This is a genomic window from Microbacterium aurantiacum, assembly GCF_031625015.1.
In the GTDB taxonomy this organism is placed as follows: domain Bacteria; phylum Actinomycetota; class Actinomycetes; order Actinomycetales; family Microbacteriaceae; genus Microbacterium; species Microbacterium aurantiacum.
Genome location: NZ_JAHWXH010000005.1, coordinates 17770 through 39441 on the forward strand (window position 1 = coordinate 17770; position 21672 = coordinate 39441).

The 21672-nt window shown below is 65.9% G+C and carries 21 protein-coding genes; 9 read left to right on the top strand and 12 right to left on the bottom strand.

All coding sequences use genetic code 11. The annotated features are described in order from the left end of the window. Nucleotides 1-364 precede the first annotated feature (364 nt). The 3 genes from KZC50_RS15355 (at nt 365) to KZC50_RS15710 (ending at nt 2832) form a co-directional block, all read left to right on the top strand. Nucleotides 365-1564 carry a hypothetical protein gene (locus KZC50_RS15355; protein ID WP_310892238.1) on the top strand — a complete coding sequence of 400 codons (1200 nt, stop codon included), beginning with the start codon at nt 365-367 and terminating at the stop codon, nt 1562-1564. A gap of 98 nt (nt 1565-1662) precedes the next feature. Next, entirely contained in the window at nt 1663-1857 is a 195-nt protein-coding gene (locus tag KZC50_RS15705; RefSeq protein WP_375294619.1) for an RNA polymerase sigma factor, read from the top strand. A gap of 162 nt (nt 1858-2019) precedes the next feature. Then, complete coding sequence (locus tag KZC50_RS15710; protein ID WP_375294620.1) at nt 2020-2832, top strand: uracil-DNA glycosylase; 813 nt, start codon at nt 2020-2022, stop codon at nt 2830-2832. A gap of 316 nt (nt 2833-3148) precedes the next feature. Here KZC50_RS15710 and KZC50_RS15360 read toward each other — a convergent pair whose 3' ends face one another. Then, nucleotides 3149-3820 carry a DNA-processing protein DprA gene (locus KZC50_RS15360; protein WP_310892239.1) on the bottom strand — a complete coding sequence of 224 codons (672 nt, stop codon included), beginning with the start codon at nt 3818-3820 and terminating at the stop codon, nt 3149-3151. Nucleotides 3821-4158: 338 nt separating this feature from the next. Here KZC50_RS15360 and KZC50_RS15365 point away from each other — a divergent pair, with 338 nt between their 5' ends. From KZC50_RS15365 to KZC50_RS15375, 3 genes are all read left to right on the top strand, one after another. Then, nucleotides 4159-4428 (top strand): hypothetical protein, encoded by a 270-nt coding sequence (locus tag KZC50_RS15365; RefSeq protein WP_310892240.1) that lies wholly within the window; start codon nt 4159-4161, stop codon nt 4426-4428. A gap of 221 nt (nt 4429-4649) precedes the next feature. Then, nucleotides 4650-5618, top strand: a complete 969-nt coding sequence (locus KZC50_RS15370; protein WP_310892241.1) for an AAA family ATPase — start codon at nt 4650-4652, stop codon at nt 5616-5618. Next, on the top strand, nt 5611-8166 hold the full coding sequence (locus KZC50_RS15375) for a S8 family peptidase (protein ID WP_310892242.1): 2556 nt from the start codon (nt 5611-5613) through the stop codon (nt 8164-8166). The genes KZC50_RS15370 and KZC50_RS15375 overlap by 8 nt, the downstream gene beginning before the upstream one ends. Nucleotides 8167-8690: 524 nt before the next feature. On the opposite strand, the gene KZC50_RS15380 is transcribed toward KZC50_RS15375, so the two are convergent. Then, entirely contained in the window at nt 8691-9092 is a 402-nt protein-coding gene (locus KZC50_RS15380; RefSeq protein WP_310892243.1) for a DUF3800 domain-containing protein, read from the bottom strand. Nucleotides 9093-9237: 145 nt separating this feature from the next. On the opposite strand from KZC50_RS15380, the gene KZC50_RS15385 reads away from it, so the two are divergent. Beyond that, entirely contained in the window at nt 9238-9519 is a 282-nt protein-coding gene (locus tag KZC50_RS15385; RefSeq protein WP_310892244.1) for a hypothetical protein, read from the top strand. Nucleotides 9520-9873: 354 nt separating this feature from the next. Here KZC50_RS15385 and KZC50_RS15390 read toward each other — a convergent pair whose 3' ends face one another. The 7 genes from KZC50_RS15390 to KZC50_RS15420 all read right to left on the bottom strand — a co-directional run bounded on the left by KZC50_RS15390 (nt 9874) and on the right by KZC50_RS15420 (nt 17806). Next, nucleotides 9874-10296, bottom strand: coding sequence for a GlcG/HbpS family heme-binding protein (locus KZC50_RS15390; protein ID WP_310892245.1), 423 nt, complete (start codon nt 10294-10296; stop codon nt 9874-9876). Nucleotides 10297-10331: 35 nt separating this feature from the next. After that, a complete protein-coding gene (locus KZC50_RS15395) occupies nt 10332-12533 on the bottom strand; it encodes a malate synthase G (protein ID WP_310892246.1) in 2202 nt (733 codons plus the stop codon). A gap of 107 nt (nt 12534-12640) precedes the next feature. Further along, complete coding sequence (locus tag KZC50_RS15400; RefSeq protein ID WP_310892247.1) at nt 12641-13945, bottom strand: sugar ABC transporter substrate-binding protein; 1305 nt, start codon at nt 13943-13945, stop codon at nt 12641-12643. A gap of 52 nt (nt 13946-13997) precedes the next feature. Beyond that, nucleotides 13998-14909: a carbohydrate ABC transporter permease gene (locus KZC50_RS15405; RefSeq protein WP_310892248.1), complete on the bottom strand. Its 912-nt coding sequence runs from the start codon at nt 14907-14909 to the stop codon at nt 13998-14000. A 51-nt stretch (nt 14910-14960) separates the two neighbouring features. Continuing rightward, nucleotides 14961-15776 carry a carbohydrate ABC transporter permease gene (locus KZC50_RS15410; protein WP_310892249.1) on the bottom strand — a complete coding sequence of 272 codons (816 nt, stop codon included), beginning with the start codon at nt 15774-15776 and terminating at the stop codon, nt 14961-14963. A 147-nt stretch (nt 15777-15923) separates the two neighbouring features. Then, nucleotides 15924-16460 (bottom strand): flavin reductase family protein, encoded by a 537-nt coding sequence (locus KZC50_RS15415; RefSeq protein WP_310892250.1) that lies wholly within the window; start codon nt 16458-16460, stop codon nt 15924-15926. Next, complete coding sequence (locus tag KZC50_RS15420; protein ID WP_310892251.1) at nt 16457-17806, bottom strand: FAD-dependent oxidoreductase; 1350 nt, start codon at nt 17804-17806, stop codon at nt 16457-16459. Before KZC50_RS15420 ends, KZC50_RS15415 begins: the two co-directional genes overlap by 4 nt. Nucleotides 17807-17973: 167 nt before the next feature. Here KZC50_RS15420 and KZC50_RS15425 point away from each other — a divergent pair, with 167 nt between their 5' ends. Together KZC50_RS15425 and KZC50_RS15430 are read left to right on the top strand one after the other, a co-directional pair. Further along, nucleotides 17974-18873 carry a LysR family transcriptional regulator gene (locus KZC50_RS15425; protein WP_310892252.1) on the top strand — a complete coding sequence of 300 codons (900 nt, stop codon included), beginning with the start codon at nt 17974-17976 and terminating at the stop codon, nt 18871-18873. A 154-nt stretch (nt 18874-19027) separates the two neighbouring features. Beyond that, nucleotides 19028-19354 carry a helix-turn-helix domain-containing protein gene (locus KZC50_RS15430; RefSeq protein WP_375294621.1) on the top strand — a complete coding sequence of 109 codons (327 nt, stop codon included), beginning with the start codon at nt 19028-19030 and terminating at the stop codon, nt 19352-19354. Between the two features lie 1077 nt (nt 19355-20431). Here the strand turns inward: KZC50_RS15430 and KZC50_RS15435 are convergent. Genes KZC50_RS15435 through KZC50_RS15445 form a run of 3 tightly spaced genes read right to left on the bottom strand, consistent with a single transcriptional unit; the run spans nt 20432 to nt 21520 of the window. Further along, nucleotides 20432-20881, bottom strand: a complete 450-nt coding sequence (locus KZC50_RS15435; RefSeq protein ID WP_310892253.1) for a hypothetical protein — start codon at nt 20879-20881, stop codon at nt 20432-20434. Nucleotides 20882-20897: 16 nt separating this feature from the next. Then, nucleotides 20898-21314: a hypothetical protein gene (locus KZC50_RS15440; RefSeq protein WP_310892254.1), complete on the bottom strand. Its 417-nt coding sequence runs from the start codon at nt 21312-21314 to the stop codon at nt 20898-20900. Further along, complete coding sequence (locus KZC50_RS15445; RefSeq protein ID WP_310892237.1) at nt 21311-21520, bottom strand: hypothetical protein; 210 nt, start codon at nt 21518-21520, stop codon at nt 21311-21313. The genes KZC50_RS15440 and KZC50_RS15445 overlap by 4 nt, the downstream gene beginning before the upstream one ends. Between the last annotated feature and the right edge of the window lie 152 nt (nt 21521-21672).

Sequence of the window (21672 nt, forward strand, 5' to 3'; positions counted from 1 at the left end):
GTACGATGCCGAAGGCTCCACGGCAAACCAACGGCCCGCAGGGACGCGAATAGGCGCGGGCGCGTAAGCGCCCGTCGAAAGGTCGGCCTCCGTGCCGACCCGCCGGCCTCCGTGCCGACCCGCCGGCCTCCGTCGCCGGCACGGGCACGAGGGCGTCGATGCTGGTGATGACGTGCGCGCCCTCGCTGAGCATCACGTTCGTTCCCATGTTGGCGGGGCTATCGGCGCGGCGGTCTTCACGCGCGGGAGACCCCTGGCCCGAGCACTCCACCTTCGACGACACCCAGCGCGGCGAGGGCTACGTCTGCCCAGCATCGGCACGTTGCGACTCCGCGGCGTCCATGGCCACCTATACATTCCACTCATGGCGCAGACGCAGATCGAGCGATACAGACAGCACGAGGTGTGGGAACTGATCGACCTGAAGCTCGGGGCGCTAAAGACAGTCAAGTACTCCCAGCAGTCCCTTGAGGAGGAGCGCCTCAAGGTCATCACCATGCTGGAGGCTGCTGCAAGGTCCAAATCCAATCCGCAGCCGACGCTCTACGATGACGTCCTCGATGCGATCCGCGACAACCTGAACCAGCTAGCTGCAGACGAACGGTCGTTCCAGTCCTGGTCGCAACAGGCGTACGTGAACGACCTACGCACTAGGGTGCGTGAGCTCCCCGGCCCGCCACCGCGTCAGGTCAACGAGTCGTACGTCGTTGCTCTCGACACCTCCGTTGCCGCTCGTCAGCTGGAGCTCGAGGAACTTCGCGCATCCGTCTTAGCACTCGATGAAGAGGTAAAGGCCAAGACAGCGGAGCTCGCTGCGCTGACCAAGAAGGTGGACCGTCAGCACGAGAAGCTGACCGCCGACGCGGCTACCATCACCCAGGTAGTCAGCGCCGCAGACGATCAGCTCCGACGGGAGTGGGAAGCCGATCTCTCTACGTGGAAGCAGGATCGCGATGCTCGGGACTCCGAGATCGACTCCGAGATGGCGACCCACATCCAGTTGCTTTCAACCGCAGCCTTGACGGGACGACGTTTAGTAGAGCAGGCGGCCGGTCACCTCACCGCCGCCGACTGGGCAGGGCGCGCAAAGCGAGAGCGATGGAACGCCCACAGTCTCCGCTGGGCATCATTCGCCTTCTTCACTCTCGCCGCCCTAGTCGGCGGCTGGATTCTCTGGATCGCCATCGATAGAGATCTGACACTGACCGTGGGAGACGGCGTCCTCCGCGGCGCGCTAGTCCTCGCCCTTGCCGGCGTCGGATCATTTCTCACGCTCGAGGCGCGCCGACACTTCCGGGAGGCCGACAGTGCCGAGGATGTGAAGCTGGCGCTGGCGGCGCTCGAGCCGTTCTACGCTGGCGCTGATGACACTGAGCGCAGCGAAGTCCGGCGCGTTCTCGGAGACACGGTGTTCATCAAGAACACGCTGTCGCGCTTCAGCAGTCGCGATGCTGCGAAACATGCCAGCCCCACCAATGAGCAGCTGAATCAGATCGTTGATTCCATAGGCAAGGGTGCAGATGCGGCTTCGAGAGCAACAAAAATTGGGTCGGGATCTAGCTGACGCACCCTCCGCGTGCGATCGCCAGTGCAGCGTGTCTGACGATCACGCCATCACGGCTTATTACACAAGGCCCGACCCGACTCGTCGCGTCATTCGACATGAAGACACGAGAACTCGTCATGCTCGTCCACTGGGATGGCTTCAGCATCGCGTCCGCCGCACGGCGCCTATCGATGAATGAGTCCACAGCCCGCACCCGATACGGCCGCGCACTACAGCGCCTCGAGCGCGAACTGCGAGAGCCTACACACAGAGACAGAGTCGGCCACACCATCGCACCCAACCCCACCTGACCGAAGCGGTCTGTGTGCCAACCGGCTCACCCCGGAAGACCAAATAGCCATCAAATGGCCTTGAATTGGTCTATGCCCTGGATTGTCGCTGTCGGTGGTTTCGTTGTCTCGTTGTGGGTCAGCTATCAGCTGTTCCCTTTTGAGAGCGGCGAATCAGGCAGCATGGCCTTCAATCGCCTTGTTGTCACGGCGATTGGATCGACGATCGCTGGCATCGCCGCCCGCCAGATTCACGCAAGGCGGGGCACGCGCAGGGATACGAGGCCACGGGGCCAATCCTCAAATGCAGATGTCGAATCCGGCCTGCCAGCGGACTGGACTGTCGCTCTCGCGGCAATAGGACTGTCCTCCTCCGAGGTACGGGACACGGTCGAGCGCGCCTTTGATCCGAGCAGAGGTGCCGTATTCCCCAACCGTGAGGACGTCTTCCGAGCGTTCTGGCTCACTCCGCTTTCCGAAGTGCGAGTGGTGATCCTTGGTCAGGACCCTTACCCGACGCGAGGCGATGCCGACGGACTGGCCTACTCCACGAGGGCCGGAACACCCCCTAGGTATTCGCTTGGGCGCATCTTCGACAACCTCGAGGCCGATCCGCGCGTCGCATTCGCCAGGCCTCCTGCGAGTGGAGACCTGAGCCATTGGGCGATTAGCGGTGTACTGCTGCTGAACACAAGCCTCACCGTTCGAGAGGGATTGCCCGGCTCCGATGTGGAGCTGTGGGCTCGCTTCACGCGTGCAGTCTTGCGGGCCATAGCAAGTAGGCGTCAGCCGGTGGTGTTCATGCTCTGGGGTGACGATGCGAACCGAATCGCGAACAGCGTGGACATACCCTCGCATCACAAACTGCTTCGCTCCACGCATCCGAGGAGAGAGCAGCCCAGCTTCTACCCCCGATTCGCTGACACCCGGCCGTTCTCTGCTGCGAACGATTTCTTAGTGCAAGCCGGACGATCGGCGGTGGACTGGCGGCTCTAAACGATGAGCCCAGCCGAGCAGGGGGATCGCGCGGAACGCCACCCGGAGGGCGCGAGGCGGGCGATCTCGGGCGAGATAAGGGAGCGTCAGCGACCGCGTCCGGGATCGTCCGTCGCAGCGGCGGCGCAGCCGCTTGCGTGCAGCTCGAGCACCCGTACGATGCCGAAGGCTCCACGGCAAACCAACGGCCCGCAGGGACGCGAATAGGCGCGGGCGCGTGAGCGCCCGTCGAAAGGTCGGCCTCCGTGCCGACCCGCCGGCCTCCGTCGCCGGCACGGGCACCGCGGCCCGGTGGCCGGGGTGCCCGTGCCGTGTCTCACACGACGGCCACCGCGGGCACGAGTGCGTCGATGCTGTCGGCGCTGGTGATGACGTGCGCGCCCTCGCTGAGCATCACGTTCGCGCCCATGCTGGCGGGGCTGGTGATGGGGCCGGGGACGGCACCGCGGGGGATGCCGAGGTCGTGAGCGGTCGCGGCGGTGTGCAGTGCACCTGAGCGGGGTCCGGCTTCGGTGATGATGACCGCATCGGACAGTGCCGCGCCGATGCGCCCGCGCTCGAGGAACCGGTGACGGGTCGGAACCGCACCGATGGGGGCGCTGCTGATGACCACTCCCCCGGCGTCGATGACGCGGCGGTGCATATCGGCGTGCCCGAGGGGGTAGGGGCGGTCCAGTCCACTCGCGGACACGACGATCACCGGACGACCGGATACCAGGGCGGCGCGCACCGCGGACCCCTCGACGCCGTAGGCGAGGCCGGTGACGAGAGTCACGTCCCGACGCATTCCGGTCACGAGCTCGCCGGTGATGTGTTCCCCATAAGCGGTGCACGCGCGGGCACCGGTGACCATGACGCGCGGGGCGCTGTCGCTGAGGAGGTCGACGTTTCCTACGACCCACAGGTTCGCGGGCGGGGTGTCGAGCCGGTTGATCCGCGCGAACACGTCGGGGTGCGTGGCGGCGGTGATCTCGGTGACGGTGCTCATGGTTTCCCTTTCCCCTCCCGTTGTTTTGCCGGAAGGCACGAATGTGCCGAGCAGGGAGGGGAAGCGGAACGCAACCCGGAGGGCGTGGAGAGCGGGAGTTTCCGGGCGATGTGAGGGAGCGGGAGCGACCGCGTCCGGAAAGTCTCGCCGGAGCGGCGGCGTAGCCGCTTGCGTGCAGCTGCACCGACTGTACGATGCCGAAGGCTTCCGGCAGAACAACGGCCCGTAGGGACGTGTCAGAGCGTCGGGCGCGGAGCGCCCGTCCATGGCCGGCCTCCGTCGCCGGCCCTATCTGGAGACGGAGGGCGGGTGTCTGGCGCTGCTTCTACGCTGTGCGGGTGGTGCAGCACTGGACGCCCTTGTTGCAGCTCGAACGGACCCCGGAACCCGGCGTGTGGCTCATGTTCGACAAGTCGCGACGCATCGCGATTGTCCGGATGGTGACCGTTCGGGGACGGCGCCTGTTGCGCTCGGTGACCTACGACCAGGACCCGGAAAAGCGAGTGCTCATCGGCTACTTCCCCGAGGACGCTTTGCGGCTGGCCGCCGAATGCACCTGGTCCGAATACGTGCGGGCCACGGGCCCACCGACCAGCAACCGTCGGTAGCGACCTAGAGCCGGCTGTCGGGAACGCGTTCTCGTTGCACTTGCGGGCTTTACGTTGCACTAGTCCCGAAAGGCGTTGCACTGGATGCAGCGAAACGACGATGCGGATGCGTCCGCTGCGCTCCTGTGGCGCACCATTGTTGGTCGCGAGCTTGGCGATGTGGGTCCTCTACGATATGAGTGAGTAGCATCCTGTCCGCTGCAGGGTCAGGGGGAAGCGTCATGGCCGCGAAGGGCGAGCACATCACCGCGATGGTGCGCAGCCATGCCGCGGGCGATGACGCCGCGTTCTATTCGGTGGCGCTCCAAGTCGCCGCGCGCGAGGCGCGCAGCGGCCATCATGCCCTCGCAGAGGACATCAAGAAGACCGTCGACGCGTCGCGGAAGACGGTCCCTCGTAGCAACGTCACGCGTCTGGCGCAGCCTCGCGGTGACCTTGCGGATCTCGTGGAGGTTACACACCCTACGGTTCCGCTTCGAGAGCTCGTGGCGCCCGCCGAACTGATCGCTCAGATTAAGCACATCGTTGCCGAACAGAGGCAACGTCGCGTACTGCTCGACCATGGGTTCCCACCGGCGCATCGGCTACTTCTCGAGGGGCCGCCGGGAACGGGCAAGACGATGACCGCGAGCGTGCTGGCCTCGGAGCTATCGCTGCCTATGTTCACGCTCCGCCTCGACGGCCTGCTCAGTAAGTACATGGGTGAGACCGCGAGCAAGCTGCGGACAGTGTTCGAGGCCGTCGCCGAGCGGCGTGGGGTATACCTCTTTGACGAGTTCGACGCGCTCGGCGCCGACCGCAGCGGCAACGACGTAGGCGAGGCTCGGCGGATCCTCAACTCGTTCCTCGTGTTTCTGGAGCAAGCCAGCCCCGAATCGATCGTCATCGCCGCCACGAACCACCGGGCGATCCTCGACCGAGCGCTGTTCCGCCGGTTCGACGTCGTGCTCACATATCACCTTCCGGATGCGCGGCAGGCAGGAGCCGTGATACGGGCCCGTCTCGGATCCCTCGGCGCGGGTCTGAGTCTGGCGAAGCTTGGCGAGCACACCATGGGGCTGAGCCATGCTGACCTGGTGAAGGCGACGGAGAGCGCCGCCAAGGTCGCGCTGATGCGCGGCGAGACGCGGGTCAGTCGCGACGCCCTCATCGCAGCGCTGGCGGTCCGCCGACAGGCGAGCGTTGGATGACGATCTGCGGCATCTCGATCACCTCTACATCATCGAGCGCGCCGCTAACGAAGCGTTCTCCCGCGGCGGTCAGGGCAATGCCAAGGTCCGCTCTGTCGAGCGCCGTGCACATGGTCTACTCATGCGGGGCGAACTCCAGAAGGCGTTCTCCGACGCTGACGACGAGCGCCATCAGGTCAGCGTCAGCGCCGACGAGCTTGAGGCGCTCGGCACTGTCATCATCCTCGAAGGCGCTGACGCGGCTTACCCCCTCAAGATCGAGTCGCTCCACCAGCTGAGCACGCACACGAAGTCTCCGAAGAGACCCAAGTGGCTACTGCTCTCCGTTCACCCCGCCACCGAGACAGAGCCAGAGCGGGCCGCGGTGTGGGTATCGGATGACTACCGTGCGAGCTTCCTGAAGCTGTTCGAGGACTACCTCGAGAAGTCATCAACCAAGGCAGCACCCGAAAGATGGGCAACGCCGGACGGAAACCCCGCCAACCAAGCGCTCGTCGCGAACATCGCACGAATCCGTCGGGCAGTCCTCCGCGATCTCTGGACGTCGGACGACGAACCACCGGAGAGAGGCCGGCACTGGTGGGAGCTGTGGCTGGACACCACGCAACCGGGCGTCGAGGCTCTCGACGCGTACGTCACAGCGTTTGGTCTGCGCACGGTGCCGCGTTCGATCGTCTTCCGTGACCGGGTCGTTGTCTGGGTCGAGGCGACCTGGGAACAGCTACAGGGTCTACCGTTCACGAACGTTCCACTCGCTGAAGTCCGCAAACCCGAGTTCATCGACTCTGTGGACGACCTTCCACTGAATGAGCAGGACGAGTATGTGCAGGATCTCGTCGACCGTGTCGTGCCCGCCGATGACAGCGCGCCAGCCGTAACCCACCTCGACACAGGCGTGTTCCGAGGGCACATTCTCCTGCAGGACTCATTGGCGCCGCGAGACGTGCATACGGTCATCGGTATCTCCGGAGACGACGTCCGCGGCCACGGCACGACGATGGCAGGGCTCGCCCTGTACGGGAACCTCGACCCGCTCCTGCTGACACCGGAGCAGGTCCGACTCGAGCACCGTCTCGAGTCGGTCCGCATCACTCCGGGCGCAAACGAGGTGCCCACCGACCCGCTCGACTTCGGCACGCTCACCGCCGACGCCATCGCGCTCCCGGAGATCACGGTTGCCCGGCCGCGGGTGTTTTGCATGCCGATCAGCACGAAGCCGGACCGACCAGGCGAGCCCACGCTCTGGTCCGCAACCGTCGACGCTCTCGCCGCGGGCAGCGACATCGTCCGTGAAGGCAACCAATTGCGCCTCCTGTCGGCTCCCACCGCAGAAGCCGCACGGCTCATCATCGTCGCAGCAGGAAACGTAGACAGCTACCAGCTCGATCACCACACCGAGTCGAATACATCCGCAATCGAGGATCCCGGCCAGGCGTGGAACGCCCTGACGGTCGCGGCTCACACAGATCTCGTGACGACGCCGTCAGATCCGGCGTACGTAGGGTGGAAGCCACTTGCGGCGGAGGGAGAACTGTCTCCACACAGTCGAACATCTACGATGTTCGCGACGAGGAAGTGGCCGATCAAGCCTGACATCTGCATGGAAGGCGGAAACGTTCTCAGCGACGGTGGAAGCGGCTTCGAGGACCGGCACCCGCTGCTCTCCCTTCGCTCGACGGGAACCAGCAACGACAGGTCACTGGCATCCGCCAACGCAACGAGTGCCGCCGCCGCCCAAGCGGCGCGGCTCGCTGCGCGCGCGATGGCGCGCTACCCCAGTTATTGGCCGGAGACGATCCGCGGTCTGCTGACTCATTCGGCGGAGTGGACGCCAGCGATGCGAGCCGAACTCCACGCCGAACAGGGCAAAGCCAGCAGGCTGTCCTTGCTGAGACGATACGGGTGGGGCGTGCCGACTGACGACGCCGTGCTGTACTCCTCGGCCCAGGCGGTGACCCTCATCAGCCAGGACCAGTTCGTACCGTTCGACGGAACCGACTACCGGATGCGCCACTTCCGTCTCCACACCCTTCCGTGGCCAAGTGAAGCGCTCGAGGAACTCGGCAGCGACGAGGTCCGTCTCCGCGTCACGCTGTCCTACTTCATCGAGCCGTCCGCCTCGCGCCGCGGATGGCGCCGCCGCTACCAGTACGCGTCGCACGCACTGCGCTTCGATCTACAAGCGCCATTGGAGACGCAGCGCGACTTCGTCAATCGCGTGAACCGCGACGCGCAACGCGACGAGGAGGACGGCAGCGGTCGCGCGTCGTCGGGCTCTGATCACTGGTTCATCGGGCCTAATCAGCGCAACCTCGGCTCGCTTCACCAAGACGAGTGGATCGGCACTGGGCAAGAGCTCGCCGCCTCCGGGTCCCTCGCGGTCTATCCGGTAGGAGGCTGGTGGAAGAACAACGGTCGCGCCGACCGGACGTCACTCCCCGTCCGATATGCGCTGCTCGTCTCGCTGCGTACGAGGCGAGCCGACGTGGATCTCTACACCCCGATCGCCAATGAAATCCGCCTGCCGACGGGGATCGTCGCGGGATAGCTCGATTAACTCAGCCAAGGTCGCAAGCCGTCGCCTGCTGAGCTCCGAGCTGACGAGAAGTGACCGGCGACAGTGGCACGAGACCCTTCGGTTACTTGCATCCCAGCAGGGGATGGTAGATGCCGCACCGGGACAGAGCGAAAAGTGTCACGGCATGCCCCCGTCTCCGGACGGATGCGGCCGATTTACGTGACATCCAGTGTCATTTCACCGCGTTCCCGACACCGGCTGTCGGGAACGTGTTCCCGTTACACTCCGGGTGCTTTCGCTGCACTGGCCCGCAATGTCGTTGCATTGGCACATCCCCGACCTGCTGGCTCAGTTCATCGCTGGCACTTTCGGCCTGATCGATGTTCGGCCGTCGTGATCCAAACTGCCGTAGACCCAAGTTGCAAGTGCCAGCGCGCCCGCACTCGCCTACGTGACTGAGGTGGACCCGCTAGCCGCATCGAGATCGTGCAGCTAGACTGTAGGAGCGGACCCGCCCCACACACGTGGACAAGCGGGTCTTGCTGTTTCTGCGGCTAGATCTGCCGCGGGCCTCCGTTGACGTCCTTGCTCACCAGGTGGTCCTCGTACCAGGTCCACCCGAACTCGTTACCGGGATGCCGGTTCAGGTGCGTGAATGCGGTGTACGCGACCAGGTCGGCCATCTGTACCCACTGCGATCGCCGAGAGTCGTGCATCATCGGGTCCTCGATGAGATGACGGGTGTCCAGCGGCAGAGATCGATGCGCATTGAAGTAGGTCGGATCGTCGCCGTTGCCGTCCATACTGACGAATGCGTAGCTGTCAGCCGAGCGGTGATCAGCATTCCACCCGTCGAGCAGCGTCTGATACACCTTGCCACGTTCCTCGTAGTAGGCGCGGCCTGTTGCGGTGGTGCGCCTCCAGACAGAACCGACCTTGATGTCCGTCTGGTGCAAGTGCTTTATTGCAGCGAGCAATGCTCATTAGTTCGCACTTGTGGTGTGACGGCGGCGCATAGCGCGTTGAGCATCTCCGGCCCCGGACCCGGTGGGACGGGCGCCGGCCGAGATACCTGCTGAGGTGCGTAGGTCGACAGCGTGGGTGCACATCACAGTCATTACTTTCGTCGCGCTGCTCATACTCGGCTTTGTCGCGACTTTCCGACTCGCCATGCCGCTGGTTGCCCCACCTCCACCGACGCCCGACTACACCGTCCAGGCGGTGATCGCCGCCGCATCCATGATCGCGATCTCGTGGCCGCCGTCTGTGCGGGTCTTTACGCCGCATGCCGCGAGTCAGATCGCGGTCGGATCTCAGCCTGTACGACAATCCCTTTGTCGCCGGTACCTCATCGGCTCGATCCTCGCGTTCACACTGAGCTAACCGGGTGGGTGAACTTCCCCCGCGACGCGCCGAGCAAAGAGGTCGGAGTCCGCCGCGTCGTCCGCGCCCTGCGGCCACTGCGCGACGTCACGATCAGCATCGAGGGGCACCAGCTCACCGTCGCCGACAACCGCCCCACGGAGACGCAGCCGAGATCCTCGCCACGCTCTACCCGTGAGAATTGCGCACCAAGATGACACCGATCCGGGCCAGGCGCTGCCGCAACACAGCGTCGCTCTAGGTATGGGCCCTTTCACCGAGCCGCACCCGCCAACGTCGACCCCGGCATTCTGCAACCCCGCATTCGCGTCGAAACGTCTCGGAGCGCACAAGGAGCCGAGAACGGGCCAGAGGCTATTCGACCGCTTCAGCTTTGATCGCCGACAATACTGCGGCGGCAATCTCGGCGTCCTGCGACGGCGTCCCGCCCGCAACGCCCAGCCCGCCGACGATTCGCCCATCGAAGACGATGGGGACTCCGCCGCGGATGTTGGTCAGCAACAGCCCGGTGCCGAGCGGCGCCTGGGTCGCGAAGTCGCCCTCCATCCACCCGGTGGCCCTGCGGGTCGACGCGGCGGTTCGAGCCTTCCGGCCGCTGGTCTCGACGCTGTGTGGCGTCGCGCCGTCGGCACGGCCGAACGCGACCAGCTCGAGCCCTGGGTCCACGACGGTGCTGATGACCCGCACCCCCTGTTCCGCACCGATCCGCACTGCGGCCTCGACGGCTTCCAGCGCCGTCTCGAGCGTGATCGTGGGGGTGTCGATGTACTTCGGCATGGGTGCTCTCATCTCTTGATCCGCGGCGCGCGGGCTCATCGGAACAGTTCCGCGGAGGCCTCGGCGTCGGCCGTCTTCCGCGCTCGCCGGGCGCGATGCAGGATGTGCTCGGTGTAGCCGTTCGGCTGCTCGCCGCCGAGCAGGATTAGGTCACGCGCGGCCTCGAACGACAGGGACTCGGTTCCGTCCTCCGCGACGAGAACACGGTAGTGCGGGTCTGCGGCGTTCTGCGCGTCCACGACCGGGGCCATCCGGTGCAGGCTCTGCATCACGTCAGCTTCGGTAACCACCTCGTGTTCGAGCCAGTTCGCCAGGAGCTGGCTCGAGATGCGCAACGTGGCGCGATCCTCCATCAGCGCGACGTCGTCTAGGTCCGGGACCTTCGAGCAACCGATGCCCTGATCGACCCAGCGCACGACGTACCCGAGGATCGACTGCACATTCCCGTCGAGCTCCGCCCGGCGTTCCTCGTAGGTCCAGTCGGCGTCGGCCGCGAGCGGAATCTGCAGCATGCCGTCCACGCCGTCGCGCGGCGCATCGGCGAGTTCACGCTGCACCGCGTCGACATCGACCCGGTGGTAGTGCAGGGCGTGGATCGTCGCCGCCGTCGGCGACGGCACCCACGCCGTGGTCGCGCCCGCGCGCAGCTGCGCGGCCTTGGTCTCGTACATCGGCCGCATCAGGTCGGGCATCGCCCACATGCCCTTGCCTATCTGCGCGCGCCCGGGGAAGCCGGCTTGAAGGCCTGCTGCAACGTTCGCCGCTTCGTAGCTCGACAGGAACGGCTGGGCCTTCATATCGGCCTTGCGCACAAAGGGACCCGCGAGCCGCGAGGTGTGGATCTCGTCGCCGGTTCGGTCGAGGAATCCCGTGTTGATGAAGAACACCCGATCCCGGACCGCTGCGATCGCGGCATCCAGGTTCAGCGACGTCCTGCGCTCCTCGTCCATCACTCCCATCTTCATGCTGCCCGCGGCGAGTCCGAACATGTCCTCCACGCGCGCGAAGAGGTCCGCCGAGAAGGCGACCTCCGCCGCGCCGTGCTGTTTCGGCTTCACGACGTACAGCGAACCAGTGCGCGAGTTCGGCCGGTCGCTCTGCGCCCGCAGGTCGCCGAGCGCGCACGCGGTCGTCATCACGGCGTCGAGGAGTCCTTCCGGGATCTCGCGCCCGGACGAGTCCAGCACGGCGTCGGTGTACATGTGCAGGCCCACGTTGCGCACGAGCATGAGCACTCGCCCCGGCAGTGTTGCTGCGGTTCCGTCGGGCGCAGTGTAGGGACGATCGGGCTCCAGCGCCCTCGAGAACGAGCGACCCTGCTTTTCGAAGGTCGCGGTGACGGTGCCCTCCATGAGTCCGAGCCACACCGCGTAGGCGGCGGTCTTGTCTGCGGCATCGACGACCGCCACCGAGTCCTCGAAGTCCATGATCGCCGTGACCGCCGACTCCACGAGGATGTCCCGCACCCCGGCTCGGTCCGCTGCGCCGACGGCACTGTCGGGGTCGATCACGATCTCGAGCCGGAGACCGTGGTGGACCAGAAGCACCGACGTCGGCGCGCCGGAATCCCCCGTGTGCCCGGCGAAGACTCCCTCGTCGGCCAGGCCGACGAGACGGCCGTCGGCAAGCGCCACGACGAGCCTGCCGTCCTCGACGCGGTAGGACGTCGCGTCCACATGGGATCCGTCCTCGAGCGCGGCGGCGACGTCGAGCAACTCCCGACCGAAGGCGACGACCGCAGCGCCGCGGGCGGGGTTGTACGAGCCGGACCTGATCGTCGGCGGTTCGTCCGGCACGAGGTCTGATCCATAGACGGCGTCGTAGAGCGAACCCCAGCGTGCGTTGGCGGCATTGATGGCGAAGCGCGCGTTCGTGATCGGCACGACCAGCTGTGGGCCGGGCTGGTCGGCGATCTCGGGGTCGATTCGGGAGGTCGTGATCCGGAAGGGCACCGGCGCGGGTGCGAGGTAGCCGATCTGCTCGAGGAAGGCCCGGTAGGCGCCGGGGTCCGCCGGAGCGCCGGGATGCCGCCGATGCCACTCGTCGATCTGCTCCTGCAACTCATCGCGACGCCGCAGAAGCGCGGCGTTGCGAGGGGCGAACTCGGCGACGATCTCCGCGAGCCCGGTCCACAGCGCGGCGGGGTCGACGCCGACACGCGGAGCCAGTTCGTCGGCGACGAAGGCGTGCAACACGGGATCGATCTGCAGGCCGGCCTCGTCGATGCGCTGATTCATGTTGACCTCGGTTTCCCCTTCAGGAAGGTTTTTTGAGTGAATGGTGCTCGACCAGACGGCGACTCGGAGAGCCCAATCTCCCGAGCCGCCGTCCGTCCCGCAGCCGGTCAGTCGACGATCGCGTCGTACTCAGCCGCGGCCGCATCCAGCAGAGCCTGGACGTCGGAGTCGGCGCTGCTGACGACCCGCTGCACGGTGCGCGCGATGATGTCGTTGAGTTGCGTGTTGGCGGGGCCTACCACAGCCGGCGAGCCGTACTCGGCGATGTACTCCGAGAAGAAGCGCGTCACCTCGCGGTCGGCGAAGAACGGGTCCTCGAGGACGGACTTCTTCGACGGAACCTCACCGGACGCCTTGGCATACTCGAGCACCTGCTCGGCCGAGCTGAAGAACTCGATGAACTGCCACGCGGCATCCGAGTACTGCGCACCCTGCGGGATCCCCAACGACCAGGAACTGACCACGGTGGGCGACGGGGCGTCGGCCGTCATGCCGGGGATCATGCTCACGCCGAGATTCTCCGCGCCGACCCCGTCCGACAGCACCGAGTAGCGGTGCGATCCATTGATCGTCATCGCGCCGCGTCCGGCATTAAACGAGTCGGTCACCTGGTCGTAGCTCAGCGTGGACACGTCAGCCGGGCTGATCTCGTAGTCAAACACCGACGCCTTGAGGAACTCGAACGCCTCGACGCCGGCCTCACTGTTGAATGCGGCGCGTCCATCTTCATCGAGCACCTGACCGCCGCGCCCTTCGATCAGCGACTGGAGAAAGTCGAGCTGGTTCGGCTGCGTCTGGGATCCGTTGAAGAGGAATCCTTTGGTCGCCGGAGTCTGGACAGCCTCGCCGACCGCGACGAACTCGTCCCATGTCGCGGGCGCGCTGACACCGGCGGAGGCGAGCATGTCCTCCCGCAGGTACAGCGCGGTCCCGACGACAGAGATCGGGAAGCCGTACACCTCGTCGTCGGCAGTGGTCCCCTGGAGCGTGACGAAGTCGTCGATATAGTCGGCGTCGAGGTCGGCGTCGATGCGCGGGTTCAGCGACTCCAATGCTCCGGCGGCGATCAACTGCTCGAGCGACCTGTCGCGCACGAACGCGACATCGGGCGCCCGGCCCGACTGTACGGACAGCAGCAGCTGGGACTCGAGCCTGTCCCACGGGAACGTCGTGTATTCGACGGTGATCCCCGTCTCGGCCGTGAAGGCGTCGACGACCTGCTTGAATCCCGTCTCACGCCCGCTCGTGCCGGCCGGGTCGAAGAAAGTCAGCAGCGTGATGGTGTCGGTTTCGCCGTCTCCCCCGCCCGTCGGTGCGCTCGCGGACCCGCCGCCGCACCCGGTCAGGGCCGTGGCCGCGAGCCCGAGGGCGGCGGCGCCCCCGGCGATCTTCGTGAGGTGTTTCCTGTTCATCGATTCCCCTTCATCATCGTTGGTGGTGGGTCTGTGGCGGATGCCGGCGGAGCTAGTTCGCGCTGAGCGCTCCGGCCGTCAATCCCTGAATGAAGTAGCGCTGCAGTGCGAGCACCATCACCGCGATCGGGATGGTCGCAACGATCGCGGCGGCGGTGAGCTGACCCCACTGCACGCCCGTATCGGTGAGGAAGAAGTTGATCGCGACCGGCAGCACCCGTCGCTCCGGCGAGTTCGTCAGCGTCGCCGCGAGGATGTACTCGTTCCACGCGTTGACCATCGCGATGATCCCGCCGGCGACGATGGCCGGCTTCATGTTCGGCAGCAGGATGCGCCAGAAAATCGTCCAGGAGTTGCATCCGTCGATCCGAGCCGCATCGTCGAGCGCCCGCGGAATGGACCGGAAATACGCCGCCATCAACCAGGTGAGCAGCGGGACGATGAACGCCGAGCTGGAGAGGACCAGGATGGCGTAGGTGTCGTACAGGTCCAGTTGCACCGAGAAGAAGTACAGCGGGATGATGTTGGCGAACCGTCCGATCGCCATGCCGGCGAGGATGACGAACAGGATCGTCTGCTTGAACGCGAAGTCGAGCCGCGCGGCAGCGTAGCCCGCGCACAGCGCCGCTCCGACGCTGAGCAGGACCGACAGCAGCCCCACGAACAGGCTGTTGAACGTGTAGAGGAAGAAGTCGCCGTCGATGAGTATCGATGTGTAGTTGTCGAGCGTCCACTCCGTCGGGAACAGCACGGGCGGATACGCCATCACCTCGTCGTTCGGCTTGAAGGACGTCAGCAGGGTCCACGCGAACGGGGCGAGCGTCACCACGAGGAAGACGATCACGAACGCCTGCGCGAGAGTGAGCCCGCCCAGTTCGCGCAGCCGCACGTGACGTCGACGCGGCGGAGTCTCCGCCGGGCGGGCATCCTTGCGGGTCGGACGGGTGTCAAGGGTCGTCGCCACGCTGCGATCCTTTCGGGAGGCTCGGGAGGGAAGTTCGGTGGTGTCCATCGGTCAGTCCTCGTCCGCGCCCATGCTCTTCTTGTAGATCCACGCCAGCACGAGGTTGATTGTGAGCATGATCACTGTCAGCGCAGAGGCGAGGCCGATGTTGAAGTACACGAAGCCCTGCTTGTACAGGCGGACGCTCAGCAGTTCGGTCGCGTCGGCCGGGCCACCGCCGGTCATGATGAGCACGAAGCCGATGATGTTGATGAAGCTGATCGTCAGAACGATCACGATGACGACCGAAACGGGCTTGAGTAGCGGCAGGATGATGTAGCGCATCCGATGCCAGGAGTTCGAGCCATCGATCGCCGCCGCTTCCTCGAGTTCCTTCGGGATGGCGGTGAGCCCGGCGAGGATCATGACGAGTGAGAAGCCCACCGCCCGTACGCCATTGATCAGGGTGAGGGTCAGAAGCGCCCACTGCTCACTGCCCAGCAGGTTGACCGTGGGCAGGCCGAGCTCGGACATCCAGTAGAAGATCGGACTCAGCTGCGGATCCAGCATCCACAGCCACATCAGCGCGAAGACGATCTCGTTGGTCACCCACGGGATGAGGATCAGGGTGCGGTACAGCGCATTGAGCCGCGTCTTCCGCCGCAGAAGAAGAGCGAGGGTGAAGCCGAGCACGAACGTCACCGCGACGCCGACCAATGTGAAGAACGCAGAGCGGTAGAGGGTCGCGTAGAAGGTGGGGTCGGTCAGCAATGACACGTAGTGGCCGAGCCCGAGGAACTCGACTCGCTCGAAGACTTGCGTCTGCCACAGGCTCGTCTCCACCGAGTAGACGACGGGGTACACCGTCGAGAATGCGACGATGGCCACGGCCGGAAGCAACCACAGGTAGGGCGCGACGCGGTGAGTTGCGATCCTCCTGGACCTCGTTGCGATGCTCATACAGTTCCTTCTGCTCGGTCGTGACGGCGCAGTCACGACGGGGGGGCGCAGGGTGCGCGGTGCCGAGTCGTGGCACTACGACCGTTCGGAAGTCCGGCGTACGTCGTCCGGAGGGACGGTCGCCTCGGCGATCCGCCGGTAGCCCCGGTCGAAGTACACCAGCGGCTCTGCGGTCGTAGCGCGCGAGGCTATCACGCGGGCCATCACGACATCGTGATCGACGACTGGGGTGACGCTGATCGTCTCGCACAGCACGAAGCCCACGTTGCCGAGGCCGACGGGCACGTCTCGCATGGTCTCGTGGGCGGTGAGGTCCGGTCGAGCGGCCCCCGGAGCGGCGAAAGCCCGGGCCAGATCGATCTGCGCCGCGCCGAGGACGTTGACCGCGAACACGCCGGCCGCGCCCACGGCCCGTGCCGTTCGTCCCCCCGAATGCAGCGATACGGCGACCACATCCGGATCGATCGATATCGAGACGAACGAGGTGATCGTCGTGCCGACCACGCGGCCCGCCGACGGCGGCGCGGTAACGACACTGACGCCCGACGCATAACGGCGCATCAGCTCCCGCAGGCTCGTGGCCTCGACGGCCGCGGCAGTCGCCGCCCTCATGTGACCAGGGCGTCGGGCAGGAACGCTCCGTCTTGACGGAGTCGATCCTGGAGCCGGACGACGTCGAGAGCGGTCACCGATCCGTTATCGAGTGCAGCGAGTGCGGCCGCCGTCCCTGCGGCCTGCCCCAGCGCCATCGACGGACCGATCCCGCGCAGGCCGGACTCGGCATCGAAGGTCGCCGAGATGCAGCGGCCGGCGACGATCACGTTCGCAAGGCCGGTAGGGATCATCGCGCCGAGCGGCAGGGCATAGGCGCGGTTGTCGTCCTTGGAGATGTGCACCGAACCGCTCTTGGCATCGTGCAGGTCCGGAGGATAGGCGCCCATCGCGACCGTGTCGGGGTACACGACGCCGGCCATCATGTCCTCCAGGGTGACCTGGTGCTCACCGATGATCCTCCGGCTCTCGCGGACACCGACGGGGTACACCTGTGACAGGTAGGACTTCTCGAAGCCGGGAGCGTTGTCGCGCAGCCACCAGAACAGCTCCGTGCTCTGCTTGCGCAATTCGATCTCGGCGGCTGAGAGGCTGGTCACGTCCAGGCCGTTGCCCGGGACGCCGACGGCGTTGATGACGAGGTCGCCCTCTGTTCCGTGGTGGTAGACCCCGAACGTGCGGGGGAAGTGATCGGCCGCGGGATCGAACTTCCACGGCAGCCAATACTCGTGGCTTCCGCGCAGGAACGCGCTCTCGGCGCGCCACGGGTCCTTCCCGTCCACATTGATGACGGTGTTCATGTAGTTCTCGAGGGCCTCGACATCGACGTTGCCGACGCGGAACATCGTCGAGATGAGCTGCTGACGGTCGCCGCCGCCCCGCTCGAACTGTGCTCCTGCCCCGGCGGCGAGATCTCCATCCCCACTGGTGTCTACGAACATGCGAGCCGTGATGCGGATGCGGCCGGACTTGCACACCACGTCGATCGCGGTCACGCGCCCGGCATCATCCGTCTCGACCTCCAGAAGGCTCGAGCGGAGCCAGACCGTCACGCCGGCCTCGGTGACCATCTCCGCGCAGACGAACTTCACCGTCTCGGAGTCGGCCGACGCCTTCGTGGAGATCCAGATGTCGTCGCTGTCGATCGTGACGTGTCCACGACCGCCCAGGGCCATGCAGCGCTGCACAATCTCCTCAGGGATGCCCTGAATCACTTGGCGCCGATCGATGTCGTGGAACCCACCGAACGTCATCCCCACGGCGGCGTTGCCGCCGAGGTTGCCGGATGCCTCGACAAGCAGTGTCCGAGCGCCGCTGCGGCCGGCGGCGATGGCGGCGACCACGCCGGCGGTCCCGCCGCCGACGACGACGACGTCGAAGTCACTGGTTGCTGGAGTGTCGTTCATGGATGCCCTCTCGAGGTTACGTTTGCAGGGCGACTCGACATCGCAGCACGTGTGGACGATCGTCGTCCGAGGCTCGCAGCGATGTGAGCGCGCTTTCTCGTCTGAGCATGCGTGATTGGCGCGATACAGTCCAATGACAAATTCGATCTCTGTGATACGTTTCGCGTATGGGTGAGCTCGAGATGTGGCGGCTGCAGTCGTTCCTGGTGCTAGCGGGCGAGCTTCATTTCGGGCGTGCGGCCGAGCGCCTCGCAGTCACCCAGCCCACACTGTCCCGGCAAATCCAGAGCCTGGAAGCGCATGTCGGTGTCCCCCTGTTGGTGCGCGGCTCGCACGGCGTCTCGCTGACGGAAGCCGGCTGGGAGCTCCGGCGCGAGGGCGAGCGCCTCGTCGAGCTCAGTGCCCGCGCCGTCGATCGCACCCGGCGCGCAGCGCGCGGTGATCTCGGTCACGTGTCGGTCGGCTTCGTCGGGTCTGCCGTCGAGACGGTGGTGCGCTGCGTGGCGACGATGCACGAGCTGCATCCCGACGTGGCTTTCACCCTCAGTGAGCGTTCGTATAGCGACCCCACGAGCGGCCTGGTCGGCGGCGACGACGATCTCGTGATCGCACGAGATCTCGCCGCAGACTCCGATTGGCAGCGCGTCCAGCTCGATGTCGAGCAGTCCTATCTCGTCGCGGCATCGTCGCATCCGATCTCGCGGTGCGACCGAATCGACTCGGCAGACGTCGAGGCGCTCGACGAGGTTTTCATCTCAACTCGTCGCTGGATGAACGCGTGGGGCTTCAATCCGCGGCGGCTGTACGAGGTGCACAGCCCGCAGGCGGCGCTGCAGCTGGTCGGGGCCGGTGTGGGCGTCGCGCTGATGCCCGCCGGCTACCAGAGCCTCGCCGACGACAGTGTACGTTTCATCCCCGTGAACGGAATGACGAGTACGCTTCAGGCCGCGCTGCCGCGACGCGCGCCATCACCGGCCACGCGCGCGTTCCTTCGCATCCTAGTCCAAGGCTTTGAGCAGCCCGAGCAGCTGCTGCGCGCCGCGCTGCTTGATTGCGCACCAGCGTGACGGCGGGTGCGGTCCATTCCCTCCCGGCTGACCGCAATAGCCTGCGCCCCGAACCGGATCCGCGATCCGATCAACTCCAAGCCCCCGGGCGGAGCAAGGGAGGCCTCCACGAGCTCGGGGCCGGTCGGGGCGGCATCCGGCTCCGGCGGGACCCATCCGGTCTCCTCCAAGAGTCGCTGCGAGGCCGGATCGATCAGATGCCGCCACGGAGCGAACAGCCGTGGGCCGGCTCCTCTTCAACGTGCTCGGCATGGTCGCCGAGTTCGAAGCCGACCTCATCCGCGCACGAACACGCGAAGGCATGGCCGTCGCCAAAGCCAAAGGCCGCCTCCGCGGCAAGAAGCCCAAGCTGTCGACGAAGCAAGAAGCGCACCTGGTCGCGCTCTACCGGAGCGGAACCCACACCACCGCCGAGGTAGCAGAGCTCTTCGGCGTCGCCCGATCCACCGTCTATCGAGCACTGCAACGCGCCGCCACATAGACGCGACCGTTCTGCAACGGGGTTTCGCATCGCGCCGAGCGCCGGGATCTTGGCACCTCATCGACCGCCACACGTGAGGCACCCTGCAGGAAAGCTGAGAATGATCCGTCAGGAAAGTCGCGAGCCGATATGCTCGGGATACCTCTGGGGGAGGCTTTTTGGAGACACATCACCCGCGCGTACATAAACGTCGCGAGGATGATGAGACGGTTTGAGTTGCGGGTCTTCCCTCAGGTTCCTCGCAGGCCTGAGGCTGCGGAGGACGCGCGGTTCAAAATGCAGGAATACCTGCCCGTCACACGAAACTCGGAGAGTCGTCTTTTGAGGCCGGCGTCACGTGTGCGAGGGACTGTCGCCAGTTCGGAGACACGGTGCACGTCGTGCAACCCCTCGTCGAGATTCTTTCCCCTACCCCGTACATTGCCGGCGGCCTCACGATCGCGTACTTCTCGCTCGTGGCTATGGTGACAGTTGTGGCCACCTTCGCGCCCGAAAAGGCGAGCAGAAGGGCGTACCGCGTACTGAAGGTACTTACGCGGTGGAAGCCCGGACCGCCTGGCCCGAGATCGCCGTAGGGCACGGGCGCAATCGCCTTGTTTGGCGACCTTCGACCACAGCCCTCTTAGCGGGCCACAAGGATCCCGTCGCCTGACGGCTCCGGGGTCCAAGGTTTCGGCACCACATCCGCTGACCGATAGGTTGCGAGAGTGCTGACAGTCTCCATCAACTCTTTCCACAAGAGTGGGGCTCGGCCATGCTGCTCGAGCTACGGTCAGTGCGTGGACGATCTGCCTGGGCCTCGTGGCTCTGATGGTGTTGAAGAGTTCGCCATGCCACACTGCACCGAGTGTCAGACCGTGCTTGTCGAGGCGGGCGCGGGGTTGCTCTGTCGCTACTGCGAGCTGACCTACTTGCCGACGCTCCTTTCCACCGCGGACATCAGGCCGAATGAGTAGGGCTTTCATGAAGAGGTCATCACTCGCCTTGGGCGCCTGAAGGGTGATGCTCCTCAGCGGGGGTCGAGGGGGTGGCGCCGCTCGTCGTGGATCTCGCCACCTCGGCGTCCCGTGTCTCTGGTCAGTCTCGAACAGCCCGCACCCATTCAATAACGGCGATCAGCAGGGCGCGGACGTGCTCGGTGTGTGCGTGGCCGGTCGCGGTGGTCATCCATGCGTCGCTGGGTGCGCGTTCCGCGGTCTGCCATTCCCAGCCGATGACGTCGCGGTCGGGGTCGTCGCTGGGGCGGTCGCATTGTTCGGTGATCGCGAACCGGTGCTCGTCCTCGGCGTAGAGCACGATGTGACCGGCGCCGAATGCTTCGGGTTCTTCTTCGCGGAGCTCGAGCCACCGTTCACGCTCGGCATCGGACGCGGGGTGTTCGCGCGCCGCGTCCGCGGTGTATCCGAGTGCGCGCAGGAGCGCGGCGAGGGTGTCCGCTTCCTGGCAGGACAGTGACGGGGCAACATCGAAGGTGAGATCGCCGGTCCCTGTCGCGGCGAACGCTCTTAGGGCGTCTGTGGTGTTCATGGCGGGGGCCTCTGGGTTAGGCGTAGTGGGTGGCGCGGTCGTCGTCGCCGGTCCACGGGTAGGCGTTGGCGCAGCGGTTGATCGCGACGGTGGGGCGGTCGCTGTAGTGGTGGACTTTCCGCCGGAATGCCTCGCCGGTGTACTCCCCCGGGACGGGCGCGACGTACTCGGCCATGAATCCGGCATCCCCGGTCACGCGCGAGCGGATCGGGCGGAGGGTGACGGTCTTGGGGGTCGCGCTGACAACCTCGTAGTAGTCGACGTTGGTCTGGTCGTATCCCCATCGGGACACGAGGATCGCGCCGACCGTGAGGGGCGCGGGGGCGGCATCGACGATGGTCGCCGGCTTCTCCTCCCCCGCGACTGCGTGCCGGTACTGGCGGGCGGAAATCTGCCCGAGCTGGAGGCCTTCCAGGTGCGCGCGGGCGCTCATGCTCCCGCCTCGACTTTCTGCAGGATGTCGATGAGGATCGTTTCCTCTTCGCCGGGGACGGTGACGGTGCTTGCGACCTGGTAGCCGTGGCGAGCGTGGTCTGCGAGATCCACCGCGCGGTCGCTGAGGCGGCGCATGTTGGTGATGTGCTCGTCTGCGTGGACGGAAAGACCGGTGGTGATCGTGACGATCGAGACGGTGTTCATCGGTTCCCTTTCCCCTCCTCGTTGTTTTGCCGTGGAGGCACGAATGTGCCGAGCAGGGGGATCGCGCGGAACGCCACCCGAAGGGCGCGCAGCGCGAGAGTTTCCGGGCGATGTGAGGGAGCGCAGCGACCGCGTCCGGGATCGTCCGTCGC

Bases quoted from the DNA above. Each gene is read 5' to 3' on its own strand.
- KZC50_RS15355 (WP_310892238.1), top strand. From the start codon at position 365: ATGGCGCAGACGCAGATCGAGCGATACAGACAGCACGAGGTGTGGGAA.
- KZC50_RS15705 (WP_375294619.1), top strand. From the start codon at position 1,663: ATGAAGACACGAGAACTCGTCATGCTCGTCCACTGGGATGGCTTCAGC.
- KZC50_RS15710 (WP_375294620.1), top strand. From the start codon at position 2,020: ATGGCCTTCAATCGCCTTGTTGTCACGGCGATTGGATCGACGATCGCT.
- KZC50_RS15360 (WP_310892239.1), bottom strand. From the start codon at position 3,820: ATGAGCACCGTCACCGAGATCACCGCCGCCACGCACCCCGACGTGTTC.
- KZC50_RS15370 (WP_310892241.1), top strand. From the start codon at position 4,650: ATGGCCGCGAAGGGCGAGCACATCACCGCGATGGTGCGCAGCCATGCC.
- KZC50_RS15390 (WP_310892245.1), bottom strand. From the start codon at position 10,296: ATGCCGAAGTACATCGACACCCCCACGATCACGCTCGAGACGGCGCTG.
- KZC50_RS15395 (WP_310892246.1), bottom strand. From the start codon at position 12,533: ATGAATCAGCGCATCGACGAGGCCGGCCTGCAGATCGATCCCGTGTTG.
- KZC50_RS15400 (WP_310892247.1), bottom strand. From the start codon at position 13,945: ATGAACAGGAAACACCTCACGAAGATCGCCGGGGGCGCCGCCGCCCTC.
- KZC50_RS15415 (WP_310892250.1), bottom strand. From the start codon at position 16,460: ATGAGGGCGGCGACTGCCGCGGCCGTCGAGGCCACGAGCCTGCGGGAG.
- KZC50_RS15420 (WP_310892251.1), bottom strand. From the start codon at position 17,806: ATGAACGACACTCCAGCAACCAGTGACTTCGACGTCGTCGTCGTCGGC.
- KZC50_RS15425 (WP_310892252.1), top strand. From the start codon at position 17,974: ATGGGTGAGCTCGAGATGTGGCGGCTGCAGTCGTTCCTGGTGCTAGCG.
- KZC50_RS15435 (WP_310892253.1), bottom strand. From the start codon at position 20,881: ATGAACACCACAGACGCCCTAAGAGCGTTCGCCGCGACAGGGACCGGC.
- KZC50_RS15440 (WP_310892254.1), bottom strand. From the start codon at position 21,314: ATGAGCGCCCGCGCGCACCTGGAAGGCCTCCAGCTCGGGCAGATTTCC.
- KZC50_RS15445 (WP_310892237.1), bottom strand. From the start codon at position 21,520: ATGAACACCGTCTCGATCGTCACGATCACCACCGGTCTTTCCGTCCAC.